Below are 20063 nucleotides of genomic sequence, written 5' to 3'. Positions count from 1 at the left end.
GGCGATACCAAGAGATGGTAAAATGTACTTTTTTGGACCAGTTGCACCGGGAACAACAGGATTAAGTAGTACTGTTATGCAGTCTGCAACACAAACAGTAGTAGATATATCAGCTTATGGAGAGACTCCAATAGTAGAAACATCTGCAGGTATTTCTGCTTTTGCTGGACCAAGAGATGATCCATTTTTCTTTGATTTTAATCAATATACTGCAATTATTGGTGGCACTGCTCCAGGTTTTAATAACCCAGGAACGGATACGTTTGCAGGTACAAACGTAATGTCTATCGTTGTTGAGGTACCAAAATCTATGATTGGTGGAACAGGAACAATCAATACTTGGGTAGAATCTAAGTCTAAATAATAACTAACTATTAAAAACATACAAATTATGAAAAATTTCAAAAATATATTTACCGTCCTTTTAGTAACATTAATCGCTTTTAATTGTTCTGACGATGACGATGCAATTGCAATGCAACCAACAGGGACAGACTTTTCTGGGACGTACATGCAAGATGATCAAATGGGTAGACCAGCTGTAAACACTGTATTTGTGTCTTCAGGATCTAAAGACATGTTTAATACAACAATACCTACTGCTCAAAATGCAGCTTTTCAAGCCATGTTTGAAACTAATTTAACCGGATTAAGCCCCGCTTTTGCAAATGTAGGAGATACTAATGCATTAGGTCAAGATGCAGCAGCTTTTACAACCTTATTAGCTACAGATGTACTTAACGTGTCTCTTGATGGGACAACTACTTTTTATGACGGTACAAATGTTTTAACTGGTCGTACTTTAGCAGATGACGTGATTACTGTCGAATTATTATTGATTTTTGGTGGAGAAGATTTTACAGAAAATCCAACACTATCAAACGATAATGTTAACGAAAATGATAAAGCATTTTCAACATCTTTCCCTTATTTAGCGTCTCCATGGTAGACCAAAACTAAATCTAGGGCATTATTTATAATGCTCTAGATTTTTTAACAACCATTTCCCATACAACCATCAAAACAAAACAAACAACAAAACAAGACTATATGAACACTAAATTATACATGCTACTACTTGTTATTATAATGGCAACGAGTTGTTCAGAAAAAACGAAAACAATTACTAACCCAGAAGATTATAATAAGTATTTAACTACAGAGACTAGTAAAGAAACATTAAGTGCGTCTACAGAATATAATTTTTGGAATAATAAATTAGAAGCGACTCCCAATCAGATTTCTTATTTATCAAAAATTGCTAGCGCAGAATCAAGATTATTCAAGTCTACTGGATATATCAAATATCTAAAGCAAGCAGAACAAGCTTTAGTAAGATTAAATGAAGAAACACAATATAGTTCGGCGGGTCATTTAAGAGCTTTAGCACGTAATTATATTTCACAACATAAATTTAAAGACGCTTTACAATTAGTTGAAAAAGCAGAAAATAATGGACAAAACCTTGATGGTACTCAAAAAATGATGTTTGATGTGCACATGGAATTAGGTAACTATGTTCTTGCTAAAAACTATTTAGAAAAAGTAAAAGATTTAAACGATTTTGGGTATTTAATAAGACTCTCAAAATGGAGCGATTATAAAGGCGACTTAGCTTCCGCAATAAAATACTTAGAGAAAGCTACTAAAAAGGCAGAAGCTTCTAAACTAGAGGGTTTAATGGAATGGTCATATACAAACCTAGCCGATTTTTATGGGCATGATGGGCAAGTAGAGAAGTCTTACAACTACTATTTAAAATCTTTAGCAATTAATCCAGATGATGCTTATGCTAAAAAAGGGATTGCATGGATTGTGTATTCCTACGAGAAAAACACAACAGAAGCAAATCGTATTTTAGAAGCTTTAACGCAACTACATAACGCCCCTGACTATTTGTTGTTTAAAGCAGAAATTGCAGAATACGATAATAATGAAGTTGCAAAAAAAGCGTACTTAAATTCTTATTTTGAAGTATTAGAAGACACGAATTATGGAGATATGTATAATGTGTATTCTTCTAAAATATTAGCAGATGCTAAAAGTAAAACGGCTATTACATTGGCAAAAATTGAAGTGCAAAATAGACCAACACCTATATCTTACGATTTATTAGCGTGGAGTTATTTTAACAATGGTAATACAGTTAAAGCTTTAAACATAGCAGAACAATATGTTGTTGGAAAAACCTTTGAACCAGAAGCGCAATACCATATCGCAGAAATCTATAAAGCTAATGGTAAATTTAAAGACGTTGCTCAACTTAAAAAAGAACTACAAAATAGTAGTTACGAATTAGGCCCGTTGACTTTCAAAAGTGTCAATAAATTATAATATTTGCGGTTATGAAAAAAGTAATCACGTTTATTTTATTAGTCAATTTAGTTTGGATGGCTAATGCACAGACAGTCAAAGGATCTGTCATGGAAAACAACCAGCCTTTAGAAACAGCTTATGTTTATAATCAAAATTCTAAAGAGCATGCGCATACAAATCAATTTGGACAATTTATAATTAATAACACCAATGTAGGAGATAGTCTTATGGTTGGGTTATTAGGGTATCAAAAAAGAACGGTCGTTTTAACTAAAGCGCTATTAGAAAACACTCTAATAATAAACCTTGAAGCTAAAGCTTTTGTTTTGGACGAGTTAATTTTAAGTGAACCTTTGGATGTTATGAATAGTATGATTAAAATAGATCTAGCGACTAATCCAATTAATTCGTCTCAGGAAATTTTAAGAAAAGTTCCAGGTTTAATTATTGGGCAGCATGCCGGAGGTGGTAAAGCAGAGCAGCTATTCTTGAGAGGTTTCGATATTGATCACGGTACTGATATTGGTTTGTCTGTAGATGGTATGCCAGTTAATATGGTGTCACATGCACATGGTCAAGGGTATAGTGATTTACATTTTCTAATTCCAGAAACAATACAAAATATTAGTTTTGGAAAAGGACCTTACTATTCAGATCATGGGGATTTTAATACAGCTGGTTTTGTTGATTTTAAGACTAAAGATAAGTTGGATGATAATCTAATTAGTTTTTCTGCAGGTCAATTTAATTCGTTAAGAACATTAGGGATGTTTACTCTTTTAGAGAATCAAAATTCTCAAAATGCTTATGTCGCGGTGGAATATATTGAAACCGATGGTCCATTTGAATCTCCACAAAATTTTGACAGATTAAATGTAATAGGAAAGTATAATGCCTTTTTAAATAACAATTCTAAAATAGGACTAACATTAAGTCATTTTACAAGTCAATGGGATGCTTCTGGTCAAATACCACAACGTTTAGTTGATGATGGTACGCTTTCAAATTTTGGAGCAGTGGATGATACTGAGGGAGGAGAGACTAGTCGTACTAATTTTAATGTTCAGTACAGTACTATTTTGGATAACGATGTGTCTATGCAAACTAATGCGTTTTATTCTAATTACAATTTTGAGTTGTATTCAAATTTCACATTCTTTTTAGAAGACCCTATAAATGGAGATCAAATTAAACAGAAAGAAGACCGAAACGTTTTTGGATTTAATACGCAATTTAAAAAAAATAGAGACTATAATAATTTTGATGTCACCTATACATCAGGAGTTGGGCTAAGGTATGATGATGTTAATGATATCGAATTGTCGCATACATTAAACAGAAAAGAGACCTTGGAAAATATCCAGTTGGGTAATGTAAATCAACGTAATTTATATGGTTTTTTTAATGCTGAAATCGATTTAGGTAATGTTAAAATTACACCAGGTTTACGTTTAGAATATATGAAGTTTCAGTACCAAGATCAATTAAGCGCTACGTATAGTAATTTATCACAAACCGAAGTCGCGTTACTTCCTAAGTTAAGCATCCAATATAATCAAAATAATAATTTACAATGGTTTGTAAAATCGGGGATTGGGTTCCATTCTAACGATTCTAGAGTGGTATTAAATCAAGAGATAGATAATGCTTTACCAAAAGCCTATGGAGTAGATTTTGGAAATGTATGGAAACCAACAGAAAAATTAGTATTGAACACAGCGTTATGGTATTTGTTTTCTGAAGAAGAATTTGTGTACGTTGGAGATGCCGGAATTATTGAGCCTAGTGGAAAATCCGAGCGTTACGGTATTGACTTTGGCGTTAGATATCAATTAACTGATAATATTTACTTTAATACAGATGCAACAGTAACTAGAGCAAGAAGTTTAGAGGAAGTCAATGGTAATGATTATATCCCATTAGCGCCAGACTTTACATTGGTGGGAGGACTATCTTTTAAAGATCTTAATAATTTTTCAGGAGGAATTAACTACAGATATGTGGATGATAGACCTGCAAATGAAGATAATTCGGTTCAAGCCGAAGGCTATTTTGTTACAGATTTAAACGTCAACTATGCGTTTGATAATCACTGGAAATTAGGAGTAAGTATTGAAAATGTTTTTGATACCAATTGGAAAGAAACTCAGTTTTTAACAGAGTCAAGATTACAAAATGAAGTGCAGGCAGTAGAAGAAATTCATTTTACACCTGGTACACCGTTTAGTTTTAAAACGACGTTAAGTTATTCGTTTTAAGTAAAATAAAACCTTACTCATAAAAATAACGTGAGTATAGTGCAATTAATTTTAGGGAAAATAATTAATTGTACAACTAATATACACTATGTTTAATACTATGAAAAGGTAAGGTTGTTTTTTTTGTTGGTTTGTTTTGAAAGTGTTTGATAATTATATTATCAAACACTTTCTTGTGTCATATTAGTAACAATGATTATTATCGTTTTTATAGAGAAAGGACGTGGTTTATAAAATGGCGTAGGGACGTTAATTTAAAATTCACACAAAAAAAACACCTAATTAGGTGTCTTTTTTGTGATAGTAATAGCTTTTATTACAAAGCAGCTAAAGCTCCTAACGTATATAATTGTTCTAGCGTTGGTGTTTGACTTCCACCCGCAGGCTCTAAGGTTATACCAAAGGCTTGAGATTGATTAGTATTTTTAAGTGTAAAAATCTTATTGTCATCTTGTATGAAATCGTCAATAGTACCTAGGTTAGTAGGTGTTAAAGGATTTAAAGTTAATGACCATACTTGATAGACCTTACCTTCAGGAGGTTCTGGTAAACCTTGTAAATCTAAGTATACAGTATCATCTTTTTTATCCCAATACACAGTCGCGTATGCTTCAGGAGCAACTGCTTGACCTTTTAATGGGATATTAATAATACTTTGGTCTCTAATTATATTTAATAAGTTTTTAGTTTCGGCTAAATCCGTTTTGGAGGTTTCCATCTGGATTTCGATAAAATCTTTTTCAATATTTACCGTTTGTATTTGATCTTCTAGTGTAGATTTCTGGTCAATAGTCCAAAGCAAACCACCTGCTAGTACTAAAGCAGCTGCCCAACCGCTATAGCTGATCCATTTAGATTTAGAACGGTTTAGGTTAATAACTTTACCTTCATCTGAAGCGTTATTTAATTGGTCTTTAATGGTATTAAAAGCAATCGTTTTTTGAGGAGAAAGGCTAGCAGTTAGTTTAACAATTGCGGTTTCTATCTCTAAGACTTCTTGTAATACTTCTGGGTGCTTTAACATTACGTCATACACGGCTTTGCTTTCTGTTTCAGAAAGTGTACCAGCAACATAAAGTTCCAGTATACCTGAGTTTATATAGTCGTTAATGTTCATATTATAATACGGCTTCTCTTAATTCTTTAATACAATTTCTATTTCTTGTCTTGATTGTACCTATTGGCATATTCAATTCTTCTGATGCTTCTTTTTGTGTGAAACCTTTAAAGTATAGTAGCTCAATAACTTCAATACATTTTTTAGCTAGTTTGTCGACAAATTTTTTGATACCAATGGCGTCAGTACTATTGTCTAAGCTATCTTGTGACTCTATAATATCTACGAAAAAATCGGAGTTAAGGTTTTTACCAGAGTTTTTAAAAGACTTTGATCTTGTTTTATCTATAGCAGCATTTCGTGCAATGTTAAGAATCCAAGTAAAAAACCGACCTTTTGTTGCGTTGTAAGATTCAGCTTTATGCCATGCCTTTATAAAAACATCTTGCATGACTTCTTGAGCAATGTCTTGGTCTCTTACTATATTGTATATAACACCTTGCATGCTTTCGCTGTACATGTTATATAAGGATTCGAAAGCACGCTCGTCTTTCTGTTGAAATTTAGATACTAATGTTTCTAATGACATATATAGTATTTAGGATTGTGGAAAAGAAAAGCAGCTAAAACTAGCTGCTTTTTTACCAATATAATAAAATAGTATTAGTTTTTTCTTAAAAAAGTGTTGATTTCAATAGAAACATCTTCCCATGTTTTACTAACACCATCAGCGCCTTTATGTAAATCAAAACAAACTTTGTTTAAAATGCTTAAAGCGCCTAAAGCATCCCAGTCTTTTAACTCCATAGTTGCAGACATTGCTACTCGTCTTTCGTCCGTAATCTTCACGTCTAAAGGCAAGTCATTAGTCACACCATTCATAGTAATAGAAGCAACGTATTTGTTGTCAGTATACTTAATCGTTCCTTTGATAAATTCAGGGTTTAACATTTCTCCAAAAAATGAAGTTTTTAATTTTAAATCTCTAGCATCGTTATCTGTAAATAAGCCACTAATAGGAATAGAGAAACTTAAGTTATTTAACGCGTCTTGTGGAGAGTCTCCTGCCTTTTCTTCAAAGTTTAAAGTATTAAACTGTCCTCCAACAGGGACTTTTTCTGTTGTTTTGTAAGCAGTCCACTTTACCGTCGTTCCCTCGGGTTTTACAACAAAATTTTCAGTTTTTGCTACAGGCTCAGTCGTTTCGGTTGTTTCTTTTTTAGCCTCAGGATTTTTAGTGTCGTCTTTACAGCTTACTGCAAAAACAAGAGATAATGCTAATACTAATTGTGTTATTTTTTTCATTTTAAAAAAGATTTTTCTTAATAATTATAAAGTTAAGCAGATAATTATGCTTTTGCAAATAACCAACAATTAATCTAGAGTAAAGGTTTTTATTTCATCAATACTTTTAGTCATATTTATATTTTGAATGGTTTGATAATAAGGTTTAAAAGACGCATTAAAAAAGGTGTTTGTTTTGTCTAACGCCGCTTTTAAATCTGTTTTGGCATGCTGCAGCAGTGTTTGCTCTGTCACAGTTAATCCGTTTTGTCTTGATCCTATGTACCATGACGCCGTGCGTAACCTGTTATTAATACTAACATCTAGTGTTTTAGTAATTCCTTGTCTTTTATCTTGTTTTCCAATATAAATATCTAAAATGCTATCGATGTCTTTAATTATGGTTTTAGAGGCTTTGATTTCTGCTTTATATTTGTCTTTATCTAAAGCCGTTAATTCTGTTTTATATTTTTTAGCTAACGTTTTGTTTTCAGCTAATTGCTTTGTGGCATCGGCAGCAATTTGTTGCATATTTTGTAAATCTTTAAGTGCGGTATAAACGTCGTCTGTATTTTTAGTAGATACGTCTAATCTAGGGTCTGAAGCCACCGTTATCATCGTTTCTGATGTTTGATCTCCGTATTCTAAAACTGCTTTATAGGTTCCCGGTTTTACAGAAACACCACCTGGTTCTCTTTTTTGTTTACGAACGGTTCTTGACGGTCTATCACCACCTTTTTCATCCATATACCAAGTCCATTTATTTAAGCCTTTGTCTTCAGGGACTTTTCGTTTTAAGGTTCTGATTAACTTGTCTCCGTTGTATAGTTTAAGCGAAATAGAATCCCATTTGATTTTGTTTTTAGTGTCTTCCGATTCATCTTCAGTTTTATCATCATCATCATCATCATCATTATCTTTTTTTTCTTCTTTTGCAACTTTTATCGGATTAACTAAGTAGGTGAATTGTGCACCACGTCCTCTGTTTTCTCCGTGAAACATAGCATCTGCACCAAATCGACTTCCTGTTGGTTGTTGGTATGCGGCTTGATAAGCAGTAGGAGGAGAGAACAATTGGATTTTATTATTAAGCACTTGCTTGTTTTTTGCAATAGCACGCAATGGTCTAATATCATCCAAGACCCAAGCAGCACGTCCAAAAGTACCTATCACTAAATCGTGTTCTCTTGGGTGGATTACTAAATCTTTTACGGATACTGTAGGGAAACCTTCAGTCCATTTAGTCCATTTGTTACCAGCATCAACTGATATGTATAAACCATCATCTGTACCTAAAAACATCAAGTTTGGTTCTACTAAATCTTCAACAATAGATAAGGCATAACTTTTAACATCGTTTTCATCTACGATACGCTCCCAAGTCTTTCCGTAGTTTTTAGTACGATAGGCATAAGGTGTGTAATTAAAACGTCTGTAATCATTCGCGATAAGCAGCGCTTCACCTTTATTTTTATTACTTGCTTTTATTTGTGCGATCCAACTTCCTTTAGGCAAACCGCTTAATTTATTAGAAACATCATCATAGGTTTGTCCTCCATTTGTGGTCACGTGGACACGACCATCGTCTGTACCAACCCAAAATACGTCTTTTTCAACTGGAGATGGTTCGATAACTAAAATCGTACAATGGTTTTCTGCACCTGTAGCATCCATGGTTAAACCACCACTTTCGTGTTGTTTTTGTTTCTCAGGATCGTTAGTTGTTAAATCAGGCGAAATGACAGTCCAGGTCAAGCCTTTATCGGTCGATTTGTGTATAAATTGACTACCAAAATAAATGGTGTTATTATCAAATGGATCGCTGTTTATAGCACTATTCCAATTAAATCTTAGTGTAACATCTTTATCAGGATGTATCGGTTTTACAGTATAATTATTACCAGTTTGCCAATCGTATCTGCTTACCGACCCTTGTTGACTCATTGTCCAGCCATAACGCGAGTTGTCTTTATCTGGTACTACATCAAAACCATCTCCAAAACTAATTTCTTGCCAATAACTATTACGTATGCCTTGAGCTCGCCAAACATAGGCAGGACCTCTCCAAGAGCCATTGTCTTGCATACCACCATAGACATTATACGGATAGTCGTTATCTAAATTAATATGATAAAACTGGGCCACAGGAATATTTCCGATAAAACGCCAGTTTTTCCCACCATCCTTAGTAATGTTTAAACCACCATCATTTCCATCTATCATAAAGTTTCCATTTGTTGGATGGATCCACCACGCATGATGATCAGGATGTACACCGTTGTCTGCACCATAAGCCGGCATTAACTGTTTAAAGTTTTTACCTCCGTCTTCACTAACATTAATATAGGTGTAAACAGAATATACACGATTTTCGTTTTGAGGATCTACGTATATTTCAGAATAATAAAACGGTCTATTTCCAATGTCACTTTTATCATTTACTTTTTTCCATTTAAACCCACCATCTTCACTTTTGTAAAGGGCATTTTTTTTAGCTTCGACCAATGCATAGATAATATTCGGTTTATTAGCCGCAATGGCCACACCAATACGTCCTAATTCCCCTTTAGGGAAACCTTCTTTGTCTGTTACTTTTGTCCAATGTTCTCCACCATCATGTGTGATGTGTAATCCGGAACCTGTTCCACCAGATTTAAAAAACCAAGGGTCACGTTTGTGTTCCCAAAGCGTTGCAATCAATTTATTTGGATTGGTAGGATCCATGACTAAGTCTGCAGCTCCTGTTTTGTTGTTTGCAAACAATATTTTTTTCCATGATTTACCACCATCTGTTGTTTTAAAAACACCACGTTCTGGGTGTTCTCCCCACGGACTACCAATGGCAGCTACATACACGATATTAGGATTTGTAGGATCAATAATCACACGATGGATGTGTCTGGTTTTCTCTAAGCCCATAGATTGCCATGTTTTTCCAGCGTCTAAAGATTTGTAAATTCCGTAACCCCCATTTAAACTGTTTCTAGGATTACCTTCTCCGGTTCCAACCCATATCACACTTGGGTTAGATTGTTGTATCGCTATCGCACCAATAGATGCAGTCACTTCTTTTTCAAAAATAGGATCCCATTTAATACCGCCAGAAGTCGATTTCCATACGCCACCAGAAGCTGTACCGGCATACATAATGTCAGGATTGTTATGCACGACATCTATAGATGTGACACGACCAGACATTCCGCCAGGACCAATGTTTCTTGGTTTCATGTTTTTAACTAAATCCATAGAGAATTCTTGCGAAAACCCTACAGTCGAGCAGAGTAATAAAAGGAGTAAGGATAATTTTTTCATATTGGGTTGATAAGTTTGCCTAAAGTTACTCAACATTATCTTAAAAAGCTGTTAAGACATTTATTTTGGTGTTAAAATGTCGTATTTTTATAGGGCATGAAAAACAAAATTAATAACAGAAAAGGCTTTGTGTTTAAACCATATGAAGCCCCTTCACAATCCACTTTCGAGAAGCTTTTTGATATATTTAAAGAGTTGATTACACATACTTCTGGAGATTTTGATGAAGCTATAGATTGGCTTCGTGAATTAGATAAAGAATACAAATTAACGACTCCAGAATATTCAATTGACGACTTTGTAGAAGACCTTAAAGCTAAAGGCTACATACGTGAAGAAATTAAACCAGACGGTAAAAAAGGTAACGCTATTACAGCAAAGACTGAGCGTGCTATTAGGCAATCTGCATTAGACCAAATCTTTGGAAATATAAAACGTAGCGGATCCGGAAACCACAAAAGTAAAGGTATAGGAATAGGAGATGAGCATACGGGCGATTTCAGAAATTATCAATTTGGTGATGGTTTGGATAAAGTCTCTATGACGGAAAGTCTAAGAAATGCACAAATTAATCACGGTATTAGTGATTTTAATTTAACGGAAGACGATTTGGTGGTCGAGGAAACCACACACAAATCACAAATGAGTACGGTGTTAATGATTGACATTAGTCATAGTATGATTTTGTATGGTGAAGATAGGATTACACCTGCCAAAAAAGTAGCGATGGCTTTAGCCGAATTAATTACAACTCGCTACCCAAAAGATACCTTAGATATTTTGGTTTTTGGTAACGATGCTTGGCCAATTAAAATTAAGGATTTACCCTATTTGAATGTTGGACCTTATCATACCAATACAGTAGCAGGTTTAAAGTTAGCAATGGATTTATTACGTCGTAAACGTAATACTAACAAGCAAATTTTTATGATAACCGATGGTAAACCAAGTTGCTTGCGTTTGCCTGACGGAACCTATTATAAGGATAGTAACGGTTTAAATCCATACATCACTAATAAATGCTACGCCCAAGCGCAACAAGCTAGAAAATTGCATATTCCGATCACTACATTTATGATTGCTCAAGATCCTTATCTAATGCAATTTGTTGAAGAATTTACGCATGCCAATCAAGGAAAAGCCTTTTATACAGGCTTGAAAGGATTAGGCGAGATGATTTTTGAAGATTACGAAACCAATAGGAAAAAGAGAATTAAAGGATAGTGTTTTAGTTAAGAATTAAGAGTGAAAAGTGAAAAATTTCTCACTCCAATTAATAAAAAAAATAAAAGAATAAAGAGGATAGAAAAAAGAGAGTAGAGAAGACGTAATGTTAAGTCTATTTTCTTTTGTCTATTATCTCTTTTCTAAAAATTAGATATGGAAATAGAAAATATAAAGACTTTAGGCGAATTAAAAAAAGCGGGATATAAAAGCAAGTCTATTAAAGATGAATTAAGAGATAATTTAATTGAAAGAATAAAAAGTAAAACGACTGTTTTTGAAGGGGTACATGGTTACGAAAACACCGTGATTCCGGAGTTAGAACGTGCTATTTTATCACGACATAATATTAACTTTTTAGGATTACGTGGTCAAGCTAAAACCCGTTTAGCACGTTTAATGCTAAATTTATTAGATGAGTATATTCCTGTGGTGGAGGGGTCAGAAATTAATGACGATCCATTACGACCTATTTCACGTTTTGCAACGGAATTGATTGCAGAAAAAGGAGATGATACACCAATTATTTGGATGCATAGAAGCGAGCGTTTTGCCGAAAAATTAGCAACTCCAGATGTTACTGTTGCAGATATTATTGGTGATGTAGATCCAATAAAAGCAGCGAACTTAAAGTTGAGTTATGCTGATGACAGAGTAATACATTATGGAATGATTCCGCGTGCAAACCGTTGTATTTTTGTTATTAATGAATTGCCAGATTTACAGGCTAGAATACAAGTCGCTTTATTTAATATTTTGCAAGAAGGCGATATACAGATTAGAGGATTTAAATTACGTTTACCTTTAGATATGCAGTTTATATTTACAGCAAACCCTGAAGACTATACTAATAGAGGAAGTATTGTAACACCTTTAAAAGATAGAATTGGGTCTCAGATCTTAACGCATTATCCTACAGATATTGAAACTGCAAAAATCATAACGCAACAAGAAGCTAAATCTGATGGTCGCCAAAAAGAAAGTATTCACGTACCAGAATTGGCTAAAGATGTATTAGAGCAAATCGTGTTTGAAGCCCGTGATAGTGATTTTATTGATGAAAAAAGTGGAGTAAGTGCACGTTTGAGTATTACCGCTTTCGAAAACTTATTAAGTACAGCAGAATTACGTGCTTTAAAAAATGGAGATGAGACTACAACCGTTAGATTATCGGACTTTTTAGGAATTATCCCTGCTATTACTGGTAAAGTAGAGTTGGTGTATGAAGGAGAGCAAGAAGGAGCAGCACAAGTGGCTTATAACTTAATTGGTGAAGCTGTTAAAAGTTTGTTTCCTGAGTTTTTCCCTAAGATAGAAAAGCTTCAAAAACAAGAGGATGACAGTCCTTATGATGATATTGTATCTTGGTTTTTTAACAATTCTGAAGGTTTTGAATTATTAGATGGTTTACGTGATAAAGAATATAAAGCACTACTAGATGCGGTGTCTCCTTTAGATGATTTATTAGGCAAGCATCAACCAAAAACACTAAAAGAGGACAGTTACTTTGTTAAGGAATTTGTGCTTTGGGCATTAGTCGAGTATAAGCAATTAAGTAAATATAGATTTACAGAAGGGATTCAATTTAAAGATCCTTATGGTAGTTTTATCAGTGGACTATAACGGTGTATTGAATAGTATCGACTAAGATTTAAAGTGTTTAAAAAAGTGATTTTTTAAACACTTTTTTGTTACAACTAATGGTGTTTTTACTGACTATTCAATTATAAAAAACAAAAAAAATATTTTTGTAAAGTCCTTTTATTACAATTTGTGCGTATATATTGAGAACGAATTAAAATTATCCCAAATATGAAAAATTATTACATTCTAACTTTTTTTACCTACTTATTGTTTTCATTAACGGCCAGCGCTCAAATAGCAACGGTTAGTTTTGAAAATAGAGATTATCAATTTGGTACTCAACCAACAAATATTTCAACAAACGACATCTACGATGTCTACGTTTCTTGGCGAAATACTTTTGCCGAACCTTGCAATAATGGACGCTACCGTATAAAATTTGATACGTCAAGTCAATCAGTTTCTGAAGGCATTGCTTATGGTATGTTATTATCTGTATATGCAAACGATAAAGAACTGTTTGATGGTTTGTGGCTATATTATCAAGATTTTCTAAATGCTAATGGCGTTATGAATTGGAAGATTGAAGGATGCACTACTGTTATTGGTAATAATGGCGCTACAGATGCCGAATTAGATGCCGCTTATGCTTTAATCGTTGCTGATAAGAAATGGGAAAGTACTGGAGCAATAAACTACGAAAGTGATGCTTTGTCTTTAATAAGTATTATTAAAACACACGAAGTGGAAAACGGAACTAATGTTTTAAAACCAGGCGATGCTTGGGGGGGAAGTAATACTACAAATCCCTCTTATTTTACACCTGGTTATTTTAGAGCATTTGGAGTGTATTCAAACGACACAGCATTCTGGAATGCGGTAGCAACTACAAGTTATGCTATTTTAAATGCAAACCTTTCGCAAAATAACGCGAGTTATAATTTGGTTTCTGATTGGTGTAAAGCAGATGGGACGTATTCAAATGAAGTGGCTTGGGCTTATGATCAAGGACGTTCTTATAATTACGATGCAGCAAGAACACCATGGCGTATGGCTATCGATTATGTTTGGTATGGAGATACACAAGCGGCTGCTTACAATCAATTATGTATTGATTTTGTAAATGCACAAGGTGGATTTAATGAAATTTACCCTGGTTATTCTCAGGCAGGAGTTGCAATAAATACGGGGTATAAAGATCCTACTTTTACTGGAGCTTATGCTTCTGCAGCAATGACTTCTATTAATCAATCTTTTGTAAACAATGGGTATTCAGAATTGAAAAACCAACCTACAGCTGCTTATTTTGGAGCAACTTTAAGAGCGATATATATGTTTGCATTATCAGGTAATATGTATAATGCATTAGAAGAAAATACACTAAGTGTTAATGGAGCTACTCAAAATGAATTCAAAATTTTTCCAAATCCTGTTTTAGATTATTTAAACGTGTCGTTTAAAACGTCTAAAGCAAGAATAATCACTTTGTATTCTATAAGTGGTCAGCAATTAATTTTAAAAACAGTGAATGCTTTAGAGGCCAAATTAGATTTAAGTGAATTTAATTCTGGTATTTACTTTATGGATATTGATGGAGAAAGTTATAAGATTATAAAGTCTTAAGAGCTACTTACTATCAATAATTGCATTAGAACTCTGATAGTAATCGCTTGTTCTTTTTGATTTGTTTAGGTCTTAACCATAACAAGAAACCACTAAAAGAAATAAAAAGTAATCCAAGTCCAATAAGTGTAGAGTAGAATAATTTTAAAGGATTACTTTTTAAATTAAACAAATAATCTACAATAGAACCGTCGTGAATCATTTCAATGATATCGGCGGTTCTTGTTTTTTCTGAAATAATAGCGCCTGTATAGCAGTCTATTTGTAATTCGGTAAAATGCTCTTCAAATCTAACTTTAGCAATTCCTTTTCTTGGTCTATAATCTATTCTATTTATTGTATTTGACAGCTTAAGACTATCAATGTAGTGTATGGCATTGTATTCAATTTGACTTAAAGAAAGCAAAGGTTTAGTATTGGTGTTGATCTTTACAGTTGCTGGTTTAAAACCTAGTTGATCTTTCCATGCTAATAACAAGCCTGTAGCGCTCATAATAGTAATAAAAAGTAATAATGAGATAGCGACAAGGCTATGCATTTTACGATACCAACGTGTGGATTTTGCAAGATTTTTATTCTTTTGTTTCACGGAACATAATAAACAACTATTCTGAAGATTTAAAATAATAAGATTTCTTAAAAATTAGTTAATTTTAATGTTGCCTAATTTCAAAAAGCGTTAAAAAGGACCTTAGATACATTCATCTAAACCAATGTGGTGACCACTTGTATTTCGCTATGCAACGTTTTGTGCACAGGACATTTATCTGCAATTTGAAGAATGCGTTGTATCTGTTTTTCGTCTAAATTTCCTTTTAATTTGATTTCTCTATTAAAGGTGTCTACTTTAATTTCTTTTTGTTCACCATTTTCAATAATTGGCTTCGCTACTTTAGTATGTGAGGTGTGCACTTCAATGTTTTGTAAATCCCAACCTTTGCGTTTAACATACATCTGAACAGTCATTGCTGTACAAGCAGATAATCCCGCAGAAACAAACTCATAAGGCGAAGGGCCAAAATCATTTCCACCAAAACTAGTAGGTTCATCTGCCATCATAGTATGACTTCCAACGGTCATTTGTGTGGTAAAACCATCCTCAGCATCTAAGCTTGCAACCGCTTGGTGTGTTGTGGAAACGCTGTCTATTTTAGGAATAGAAATATAACGTTTTGCCCAAGTAGCAATCACACTTCCGACGTAAACAGAATCTTCTTTTTTCATTAATAAATGATCGGCACCATCAAGTGTTACAAAACTTTTTGGATGTCTTGCAGCGATATAAATTTCTTCGGCATTTTCAATCCCAACGGTTGTGTCTTGAGGTGAATGCATGACTAATAATGCTTTACGTAAATTTTTAGCCACATCTGGTAGTGACTTAGTTTCTATATCGTCTAAAAACTGTTTTTTGATCGTAAACGGACGCCCGCCAATACTCACATTTGCTTTTCCTGTAGCTTTTATTTCGTCAACACTATTTTGTATTAAATGCTCGACATGTTTTGGATTTGAAGGCGCTCCAATTGTTGCAACAGCTTTAACGGAATCTATTGTAGAGGCTGCAAAAATAACAGCAGCGCCACCTAAAGAATGTCCAATTAAAAGGGTAGGAGCAGTATAGTTTTCTTTTAAATAATTAGATGCACTAATTAAATCATCCACATTTCCTGAAAAATTAGTATTTTCAAAATCGCCTTCACTTTCTCCTAATCCAGTAAAATCAAAACGTAATACACCAAAGCCATTAGAGGTTAATTCGCGAGTAATATTTTTTACTGCAGATAAGTTTTTATTACAAGTAAAACAATGCGCAAATATGGCAAAATTATGAGGATGTTGATTTATTGGAAGTTCTAAACGACCAACTAATTGTTGCCCTTCTGCATTAGTAAAATTTATTTTTTGAATATTCATTGTGTTGCGATTTTATATTAAGTCGAAAAAAAGTGAAAGCCTTTCAGTTTTGAGTCATTACTGTCTTTTTTAGAGAGCATAAACATCATATAAATATAAAGCTATTATTTAAGGTGATTCCCGATATTACTTTGAATAACAAAATAAATTATCACCAGTTGTCATTCAGAAGGAGATACGACTGAAGCATCTAAAAACTAGAAAATGGGGTGAGGTTAAAGAGAATCTCCGTTGCATTCCTCATGACAATAATTAAAAACCATTTGAAACTTGAGAGATAAAGATCAATAGCAATAATTGACATAGGAAAAAGAAAGTCGTATGATTACTGTTTTTAATAGCATGGCGCTCCTCTCTTTAGTTAAAGAGAGGGGGTTTTGGTTGAAACCAAAATCGGAGAGTTTGCCTAAAACGCGGAGCAGTTTTGTTGACGTTAAGTAAGCTCTGTTCTATTTGATAGTCTTCGCTGCGCTCTGAATGACAGAAATTTATTTTTTATAGAGATTGAAGCTGTTTAGGAAGAATGATATTATAATATATTATCCTTCAGAAGGAGATACGACTGAAGCATCTAAAAAGTAGAAAACGGGGTGAGGTTAAAGAGAATCTCCGTTGCATTCCTCATGACAATAATTAAAAACCATTTGAAACTTGAGAGATAAAGATCAATAACAATAATTGACATAGGAAAACTAAAGTCTTATAATTACTGTTTTTAATAGCATGGCGCTCCTCTCTTTAGTTAAAGAGAGGTGGTTTTGGTTGTAACCAAAATTGGAGAGTTTGCCTAAAACGTGGAGCAGTTTTTTGACGTTAAGTAAGCTCTATTCTATTTGATAGTCTTCGCTGCGCTCTGAATGACAGAAGTTTATTTTTTATAGAGATTGAAGCTGTTTAGGAAGAATGATATTATAATATATTATCCTTCAGAAGGAGATTGGACTGAAGTATCTATAAGAAAAAAGGGTGAAGTTGAAGAGGTTTTCAATGGACTCTTAATGACAATAATTAAAAACCATTTGAAACTTGAGAGATAAAGATCAATAACAATATTTAGCATAGGAGAACTAAAGCCTTATAAATACTGTTTTTAATAGCATGGCGCTCCTCTCTTTAGTTAAAGAGAGGGGGTTTTGGTTGAAACCAAAATCGGAGAGTTTGCCTAAAACGCGGAGCAGTTTTTATACCTAAGTAACTTCTGTTCTAGTTCGGATTCTTCGCTGCGCTCTGAATAAAAAAAGACAGTTGTAAAACCTTAGTTATATTCTACCAAGTATCTCTAGACTTAATATTCGCTTCGCAAAATTTAATAATTTCTACAATTCTCTTTTGTTTTGTTGCTTCTCGTTTTGCTTGGTTTAACCAATACAAATAATGTTTTCTATAAGATGGGGCAAAGTTGTTGTAGTTTTCAAAAGCTTTAGGATTATCTTCAAATGCCAATTGTAATGCTTCTGGAATGATACCTTTTTCAACAGCATCTAACGCGGTCCAACTTCCGTTTTTCTTACCTGTTTTAATTATTTCTAAGCCTTTTGGATGCATTAAATTTTCAGCAAGTAAGGCTGTGACATGTCTTTTGTTAAGTGCACTCCACACACTTTTAGGATTACGTTTACAGAAGTATTGTCTCCGTTTTCCATCTCCTAAACTCTTAACAGTACTATCTATCCAACCATAACACAAGGCTACTTTTACAGCTTCTTCCCAACGCATACTTTCATTTTTGTGGTTGACTTTGTAAAAGATGAGGTAGATACCATCATCACTATCGTGGTTGATGTGCAGCCATTCTCGCCATGCTGTGTCTGATTTAAAATAGTATTCTTCTAAATTCATTTTTAAAGAGCTTTTACTGTAATATAAAAGTCTCTATCAACACCGATTTTAGAATTTTTAGACTTTAATTTTAAAGTTTGATTTTTTGCAGTAGGTGAAATCCATCGCGATTGACCATTAATTTCAATTTGAATAGGCATTACAAAGTTATCTACGGTATTAGTCCATTTGTAGTGCAATTTTTTGCCTTCAATTTTATATTCTAAAACAGGAATTTTAATACTTCTTAAATACTGATTAAAAAAGCCTTTTAAATCCAAACCAGATGCTTCAGCTAAACAATCTTCAATTTGTTGTGTTGTTACTGTTTGATGATAAAATTTGCTATTTAGTGTGCGTAGTATTTGCCTCCATTTTTCGTCGTCATTAACTAATTGACGTAAGGTGTGTAACATATTTTCACCTTTGTAATACATATCTCCAGAACCTTCATTGTTCACATTATATTCGCCAATTAACGGTCTATCGTTTCTTATGTTTTTTCTTTTACCAATGACATAATCTGCAGCAGCTTCTTTTCCGTAATAATAATCTAAAAATAGATTTTCAGAATAAGATGTAAAACTCTCATGAATCCACATATCGGCAATATCTATATTGGTAATATTATTGGCAAACCACTCGTGTCCAGATTCATGAATAATTATAAAATCAAATTTTAAACCCCAACCAGTTCCTGATAAATCATCCCCTAAATAGCCATTCATATATTTGTTTCCGTAAGTTACAGAGCTTTGGTGCTCCATTCCTAAATAAGGAACTTCGACTAACTTAAAGCTATCTTCGTAAAAAGGGTAAGGACCAAACCAATGCTCGAATGCTTTCATCATTTTAGGAGCATCTTTAAAATGCACTTTAGCTTTATCTAGGTTTTCTTTTAAAACGTAGTAATTCATATCTAAATCACCTTTTTCGCCTTTAAAGACCTCTGAAAAATTAGCATAGTTACCTATATTTATATTGACCCCATAATTGTTAATTGGGTTACTTACAAACCAATTAAAGGTGGTGGTATTTTCTTTTTCTTCAACACTTCTTAATCGTCCATTAGAAACATTCATTAAACCTTTTGGTACAGTGACACTAATATCCATACTATCAACTTCATCATACATGTGGTCTTTGTTTGGCCACCAAACACTTGCTCCAAGTCCTTGACATGATGAGGCTACAAAATGATTGCCATTGGTGTCTTTTTTCCAAGAGATTCCGCCATCCCAAGGCGCTCTAATGGCTTCACGGGGTTTACCTTCGTAATACGCAATTACGCTATTTATTTCGCCTATATTTTGTTGGTCTTTAAGTGTAACAAAGTGTGCATTTCCATCGTGATTTATCTCTAATGCTTTATCATTTTGAGTCACTTTAGTAAGTACTAACGGTTCTTGTAAATCGATTTGTAATACTTGGTTTGGTTTTAAAACGGTATATTGGATTGTGTTTTTACCAACAATAGTTTTGGTCTCAGGATTAACTTTAATATCTAAATGATAATAGGTTAAATCCCACCATTCACGCTCTGGCGTGATACTTCCACGAAGCGTATCTTGATGAGTAAAGTTGTTTTTTTCTTGAAGTAAGCCTTGTGCATGGGCATTAGCACAGAGCGTAATAACTAAAACTAAGGTTGAAATTAGTGTTTTATTCAT

13 protein-coding genes and 1 pseudogene are annotated in these 20063 nt (G+C 33.6%); 6 read left to right on the top strand and 8 right to left on the bottom strand.

Annotated elements, in window-relative coordinates; genetic code table 11:
• The first annotated feature begins 22 nt into the window (after positions 1 to 22).
• From H0I26_RS19815 to H0I26_RS17075, 3 genes and pseudogenes are all read left to right on the top strand, one after another.
• Positions 23 to 949, top strand: a pseudogene (locus H0I26_RS19815) (DUF4331 family protein).
• A 101-nt stretch (positions 950 to 1050) separates the two neighbouring features.
• Positions 1051 to 2334, top strand: coding sequence for a tetratricopeptide repeat protein (locus tag H0I26_RS17080; RefSeq protein ID WP_218700137.1), 1284 nt, complete (start codon positions 1051 to 1053; stop codon positions 2332 to 2334).
• 11 nt (positions 2335 to 2345) lie between these two features.
• Positions 2346 to 4574, top strand: coding sequence for a TonB-dependent receptor (locus H0I26_RS17075; protein WP_218700136.1), 2229 nt, complete (start codon positions 2346 to 2348; stop codon positions 4572 to 4574).
• Between the two features lie 316 nt (positions 4575 to 4890).
• On the opposite strand, the gene H0I26_RS17070 is transcribed toward H0I26_RS17075, so the two are convergent.
• From H0I26_RS17070 to H0I26_RS17055, 4 genes are all read right to left on the bottom strand, one after another.
• Complete coding sequence (locus tag H0I26_RS17070; protein ID WP_218700135.1) at positions 4891 to 5691, bottom strand: anti-sigma factor domain-containing protein; 801 nt, start codon at positions 5689 to 5691, stop codon at positions 4891 to 4893.
• Between the two features lies 1 nt (position 5692).
• Positions 5693 to 6220, bottom strand: coding sequence for an RNA polymerase sigma factor (locus H0I26_RS17065; protein ID WP_101019697.1), 528 nt, complete (start codon positions 6218 to 6220; stop codon positions 5693 to 5695).
• A 74-nt stretch (positions 6221 to 6294) separates the two neighbouring features.
• The gene (locus H0I26_RS17060; RefSeq protein ID WP_218700134.1) at positions 6295 to 6936 is read right to left on the bottom strand and encodes a YceI family protein; all 642 of its coding nucleotides are present in this window, start codon (positions 6934 to 6936) and stop codon (positions 6295 to 6297) included.
• 69 nt (positions 6937 to 7005) lie between these two features.
• Positions 7006 to 10227 carry a VPS10 domain-containing protein gene (locus tag H0I26_RS17055; RefSeq protein WP_218700133.1) on the bottom strand — a complete coding sequence of 1074 codons (3222 nt, stop codon included), beginning with the start codon at positions 10225 to 10227 and terminating at the stop codon, positions 7006 to 7008.
• A gap of 96 nt (positions 10228 to 10323) precedes the next feature.
• On the opposite strand from H0I26_RS17055, the gene H0I26_RS17050 reads away from it, so the two are divergent.
• The 3 genes from H0I26_RS17050 to H0I26_RS17040 all read left to right on the top strand — a co-directional run bounded on the left by H0I26_RS17050 (position 10324) and on the right by H0I26_RS17040 (position 14658).
• Complete coding sequence (locus H0I26_RS17050) at positions 10324 to 11451, top strand: vWA domain-containing protein (protein WP_218700132.1); 1128 nt, start codon at positions 10324 to 10326, stop codon at positions 11449 to 11451.
• A 156-nt stretch (positions 11452 to 11607) separates the two neighbouring features.
• The gene (locus H0I26_RS17045; RefSeq protein WP_218700131.1) at positions 11608 to 13074 is read left to right on the top strand and encodes a sigma 54-interacting transcriptional regulator; all 1467 of its coding nucleotides are present in this window, start codon (positions 11608 to 11610) and stop codon (positions 13072 to 13074) included.
• Positions 13075 to 13263: 189 nt separating this feature from the next.
• Positions 13264 to 14658, top strand: coding sequence for a glycosyl hydrolase family 8 (locus tag H0I26_RS17040; RefSeq protein WP_218700130.1), 1395 nt, complete (start codon positions 13264 to 13266; stop codon positions 14656 to 14658).
• Positions 14659 to 14683: 25 nt separating this feature from the next.
• On the opposite strand, the gene H0I26_RS17035 is transcribed toward H0I26_RS17040, so the two are convergent.
• The 4 genes from H0I26_RS17035 to H0I26_RS17020 form a co-directional block, all read right to left on the bottom strand.
• Positions 14684 to 15247, bottom strand: coding sequence for a PepSY-associated TM helix domain-containing protein (locus H0I26_RS17035; RefSeq protein WP_218700129.1), 564 nt, complete (start codon positions 15245 to 15247; stop codon positions 14684 to 14686).
• A 116-nt stretch (positions 15248 to 15363) separates the two neighbouring features.
• Positions 15364 to 16575, bottom strand: a complete 1212-nt coding sequence (locus H0I26_RS17030) for a bifunctional alpha/beta hydrolase/OsmC family protein (RefSeq protein ID WP_218700128.1) — start codon at positions 16573 to 16575, stop codon at positions 15364 to 15366.
• Positions 16576 to 17841: 1266 nt separating this feature from the next.
• Positions 17842 to 18414 carry a YdeI/OmpD-associated family protein gene (locus H0I26_RS17025; RefSeq protein WP_218700127.1) on the bottom strand — a complete coding sequence of 191 codons (573 nt, stop codon included), beginning with the start codon at positions 18412 to 18414 and terminating at the stop codon, positions 17842 to 17844.
• Positions 18415 to 18416: 2 nt separating this feature from the next.
• A complete protein-coding gene (locus H0I26_RS17020; RefSeq protein ID WP_218700126.1) occupies positions 18417 to 20063 on the bottom strand; it encodes a M1 family metallopeptidase in 1647 nt (548 codons plus the stop codon).

Source organism: Olleya sp. HaHaR_3_96 (assembly GCF_019278545.1).
Taxonomy (GTDB): Bacteria; Bacteroidota; Bacteroidia; order Flavobacteriales; family Flavobacteriaceae; genus Olleya.
Note: the sequence above shows the minus strand (reverse complement) of the source record. Positions and strands in the feature narration are given on the sequence as shown.

Bases quoted from the DNA above. Each gene is read 5' to 3' on its own strand.
- H0I26_RS17070 (WP_218700135.1), bottom strand. From the start codon at position 5,691: ATGAACATTAACGACTATATAAACTCAGGTATACTGGAACTTTATGTT.
- H0I26_RS17055 (WP_218700133.1), bottom strand. From the start codon at position 10,227: ATGAAAAAATTATCCTTACTCCTTTTATTACTCTGCTCGACTGTAGGG.
- H0I26_RS17050 (WP_218700132.1), top strand. From the start codon at position 10,324: ATGAAAAACAAAATTAATAACAGAAAAGGCTTTGTGTTTAAACCATAT.
- H0I26_RS17075 (WP_218700136.1), top strand. From the start codon at position 2,346: ATGAAAAAAGTAATCACGTTTATTTTATTAGTCAATTTAGTTTGGATG.
- H0I26_RS17025 (WP_218700127.1), bottom strand. From the start codon at position 18,414: ATGAATTTAGAAGAATACTATTTTAAATCAGACACAGCATGGCGAGAA.
- H0I26_RS17060 (WP_218700134.1), bottom strand. From the start codon at position 6,936: ATGAAAAAAATAACACAATTAGTATTAGCATTATCTCTTGTTTTTGCA.
- H0I26_RS17065 (WP_101019697.1), bottom strand. From the start codon at position 6,220: ATGTCATTAGAAACATTAGTATCTAAATTTCAACAGAAAGACGAGCGT.
- H0I26_RS17080 (WP_218700137.1), top strand. From the start codon at position 1,051: ATGAACACTAAATTATACATGCTACTACTTGTTATTATAATGGCAACG.
- H0I26_RS17020 (WP_218700126.1), bottom strand. From the start codon at position 20,063: ATGAATAAAACACTAATTTCAACCTTAGTTTTAGTTATTACGCTCTGT.
- H0I26_RS17045 (WP_218700131.1), top strand. From the start codon at position 11,608: ATGGAAATAGAAAATATAAAGACTTTAGGCGAATTAAAAAAAGCGGGA.
- H0I26_RS17030 (WP_218700128.1), bottom strand. From the start codon at position 16,575: ATGAATATTCAAAAAATAAATTTTACTAATGCAGAAGGGCAACAATTA.
- H0I26_RS17040 (WP_218700130.1), top strand. From the start codon at position 13,264: ATGAAAAATTATTACATTCTAACTTTTTTTACCTACTTATTGTTTTCA.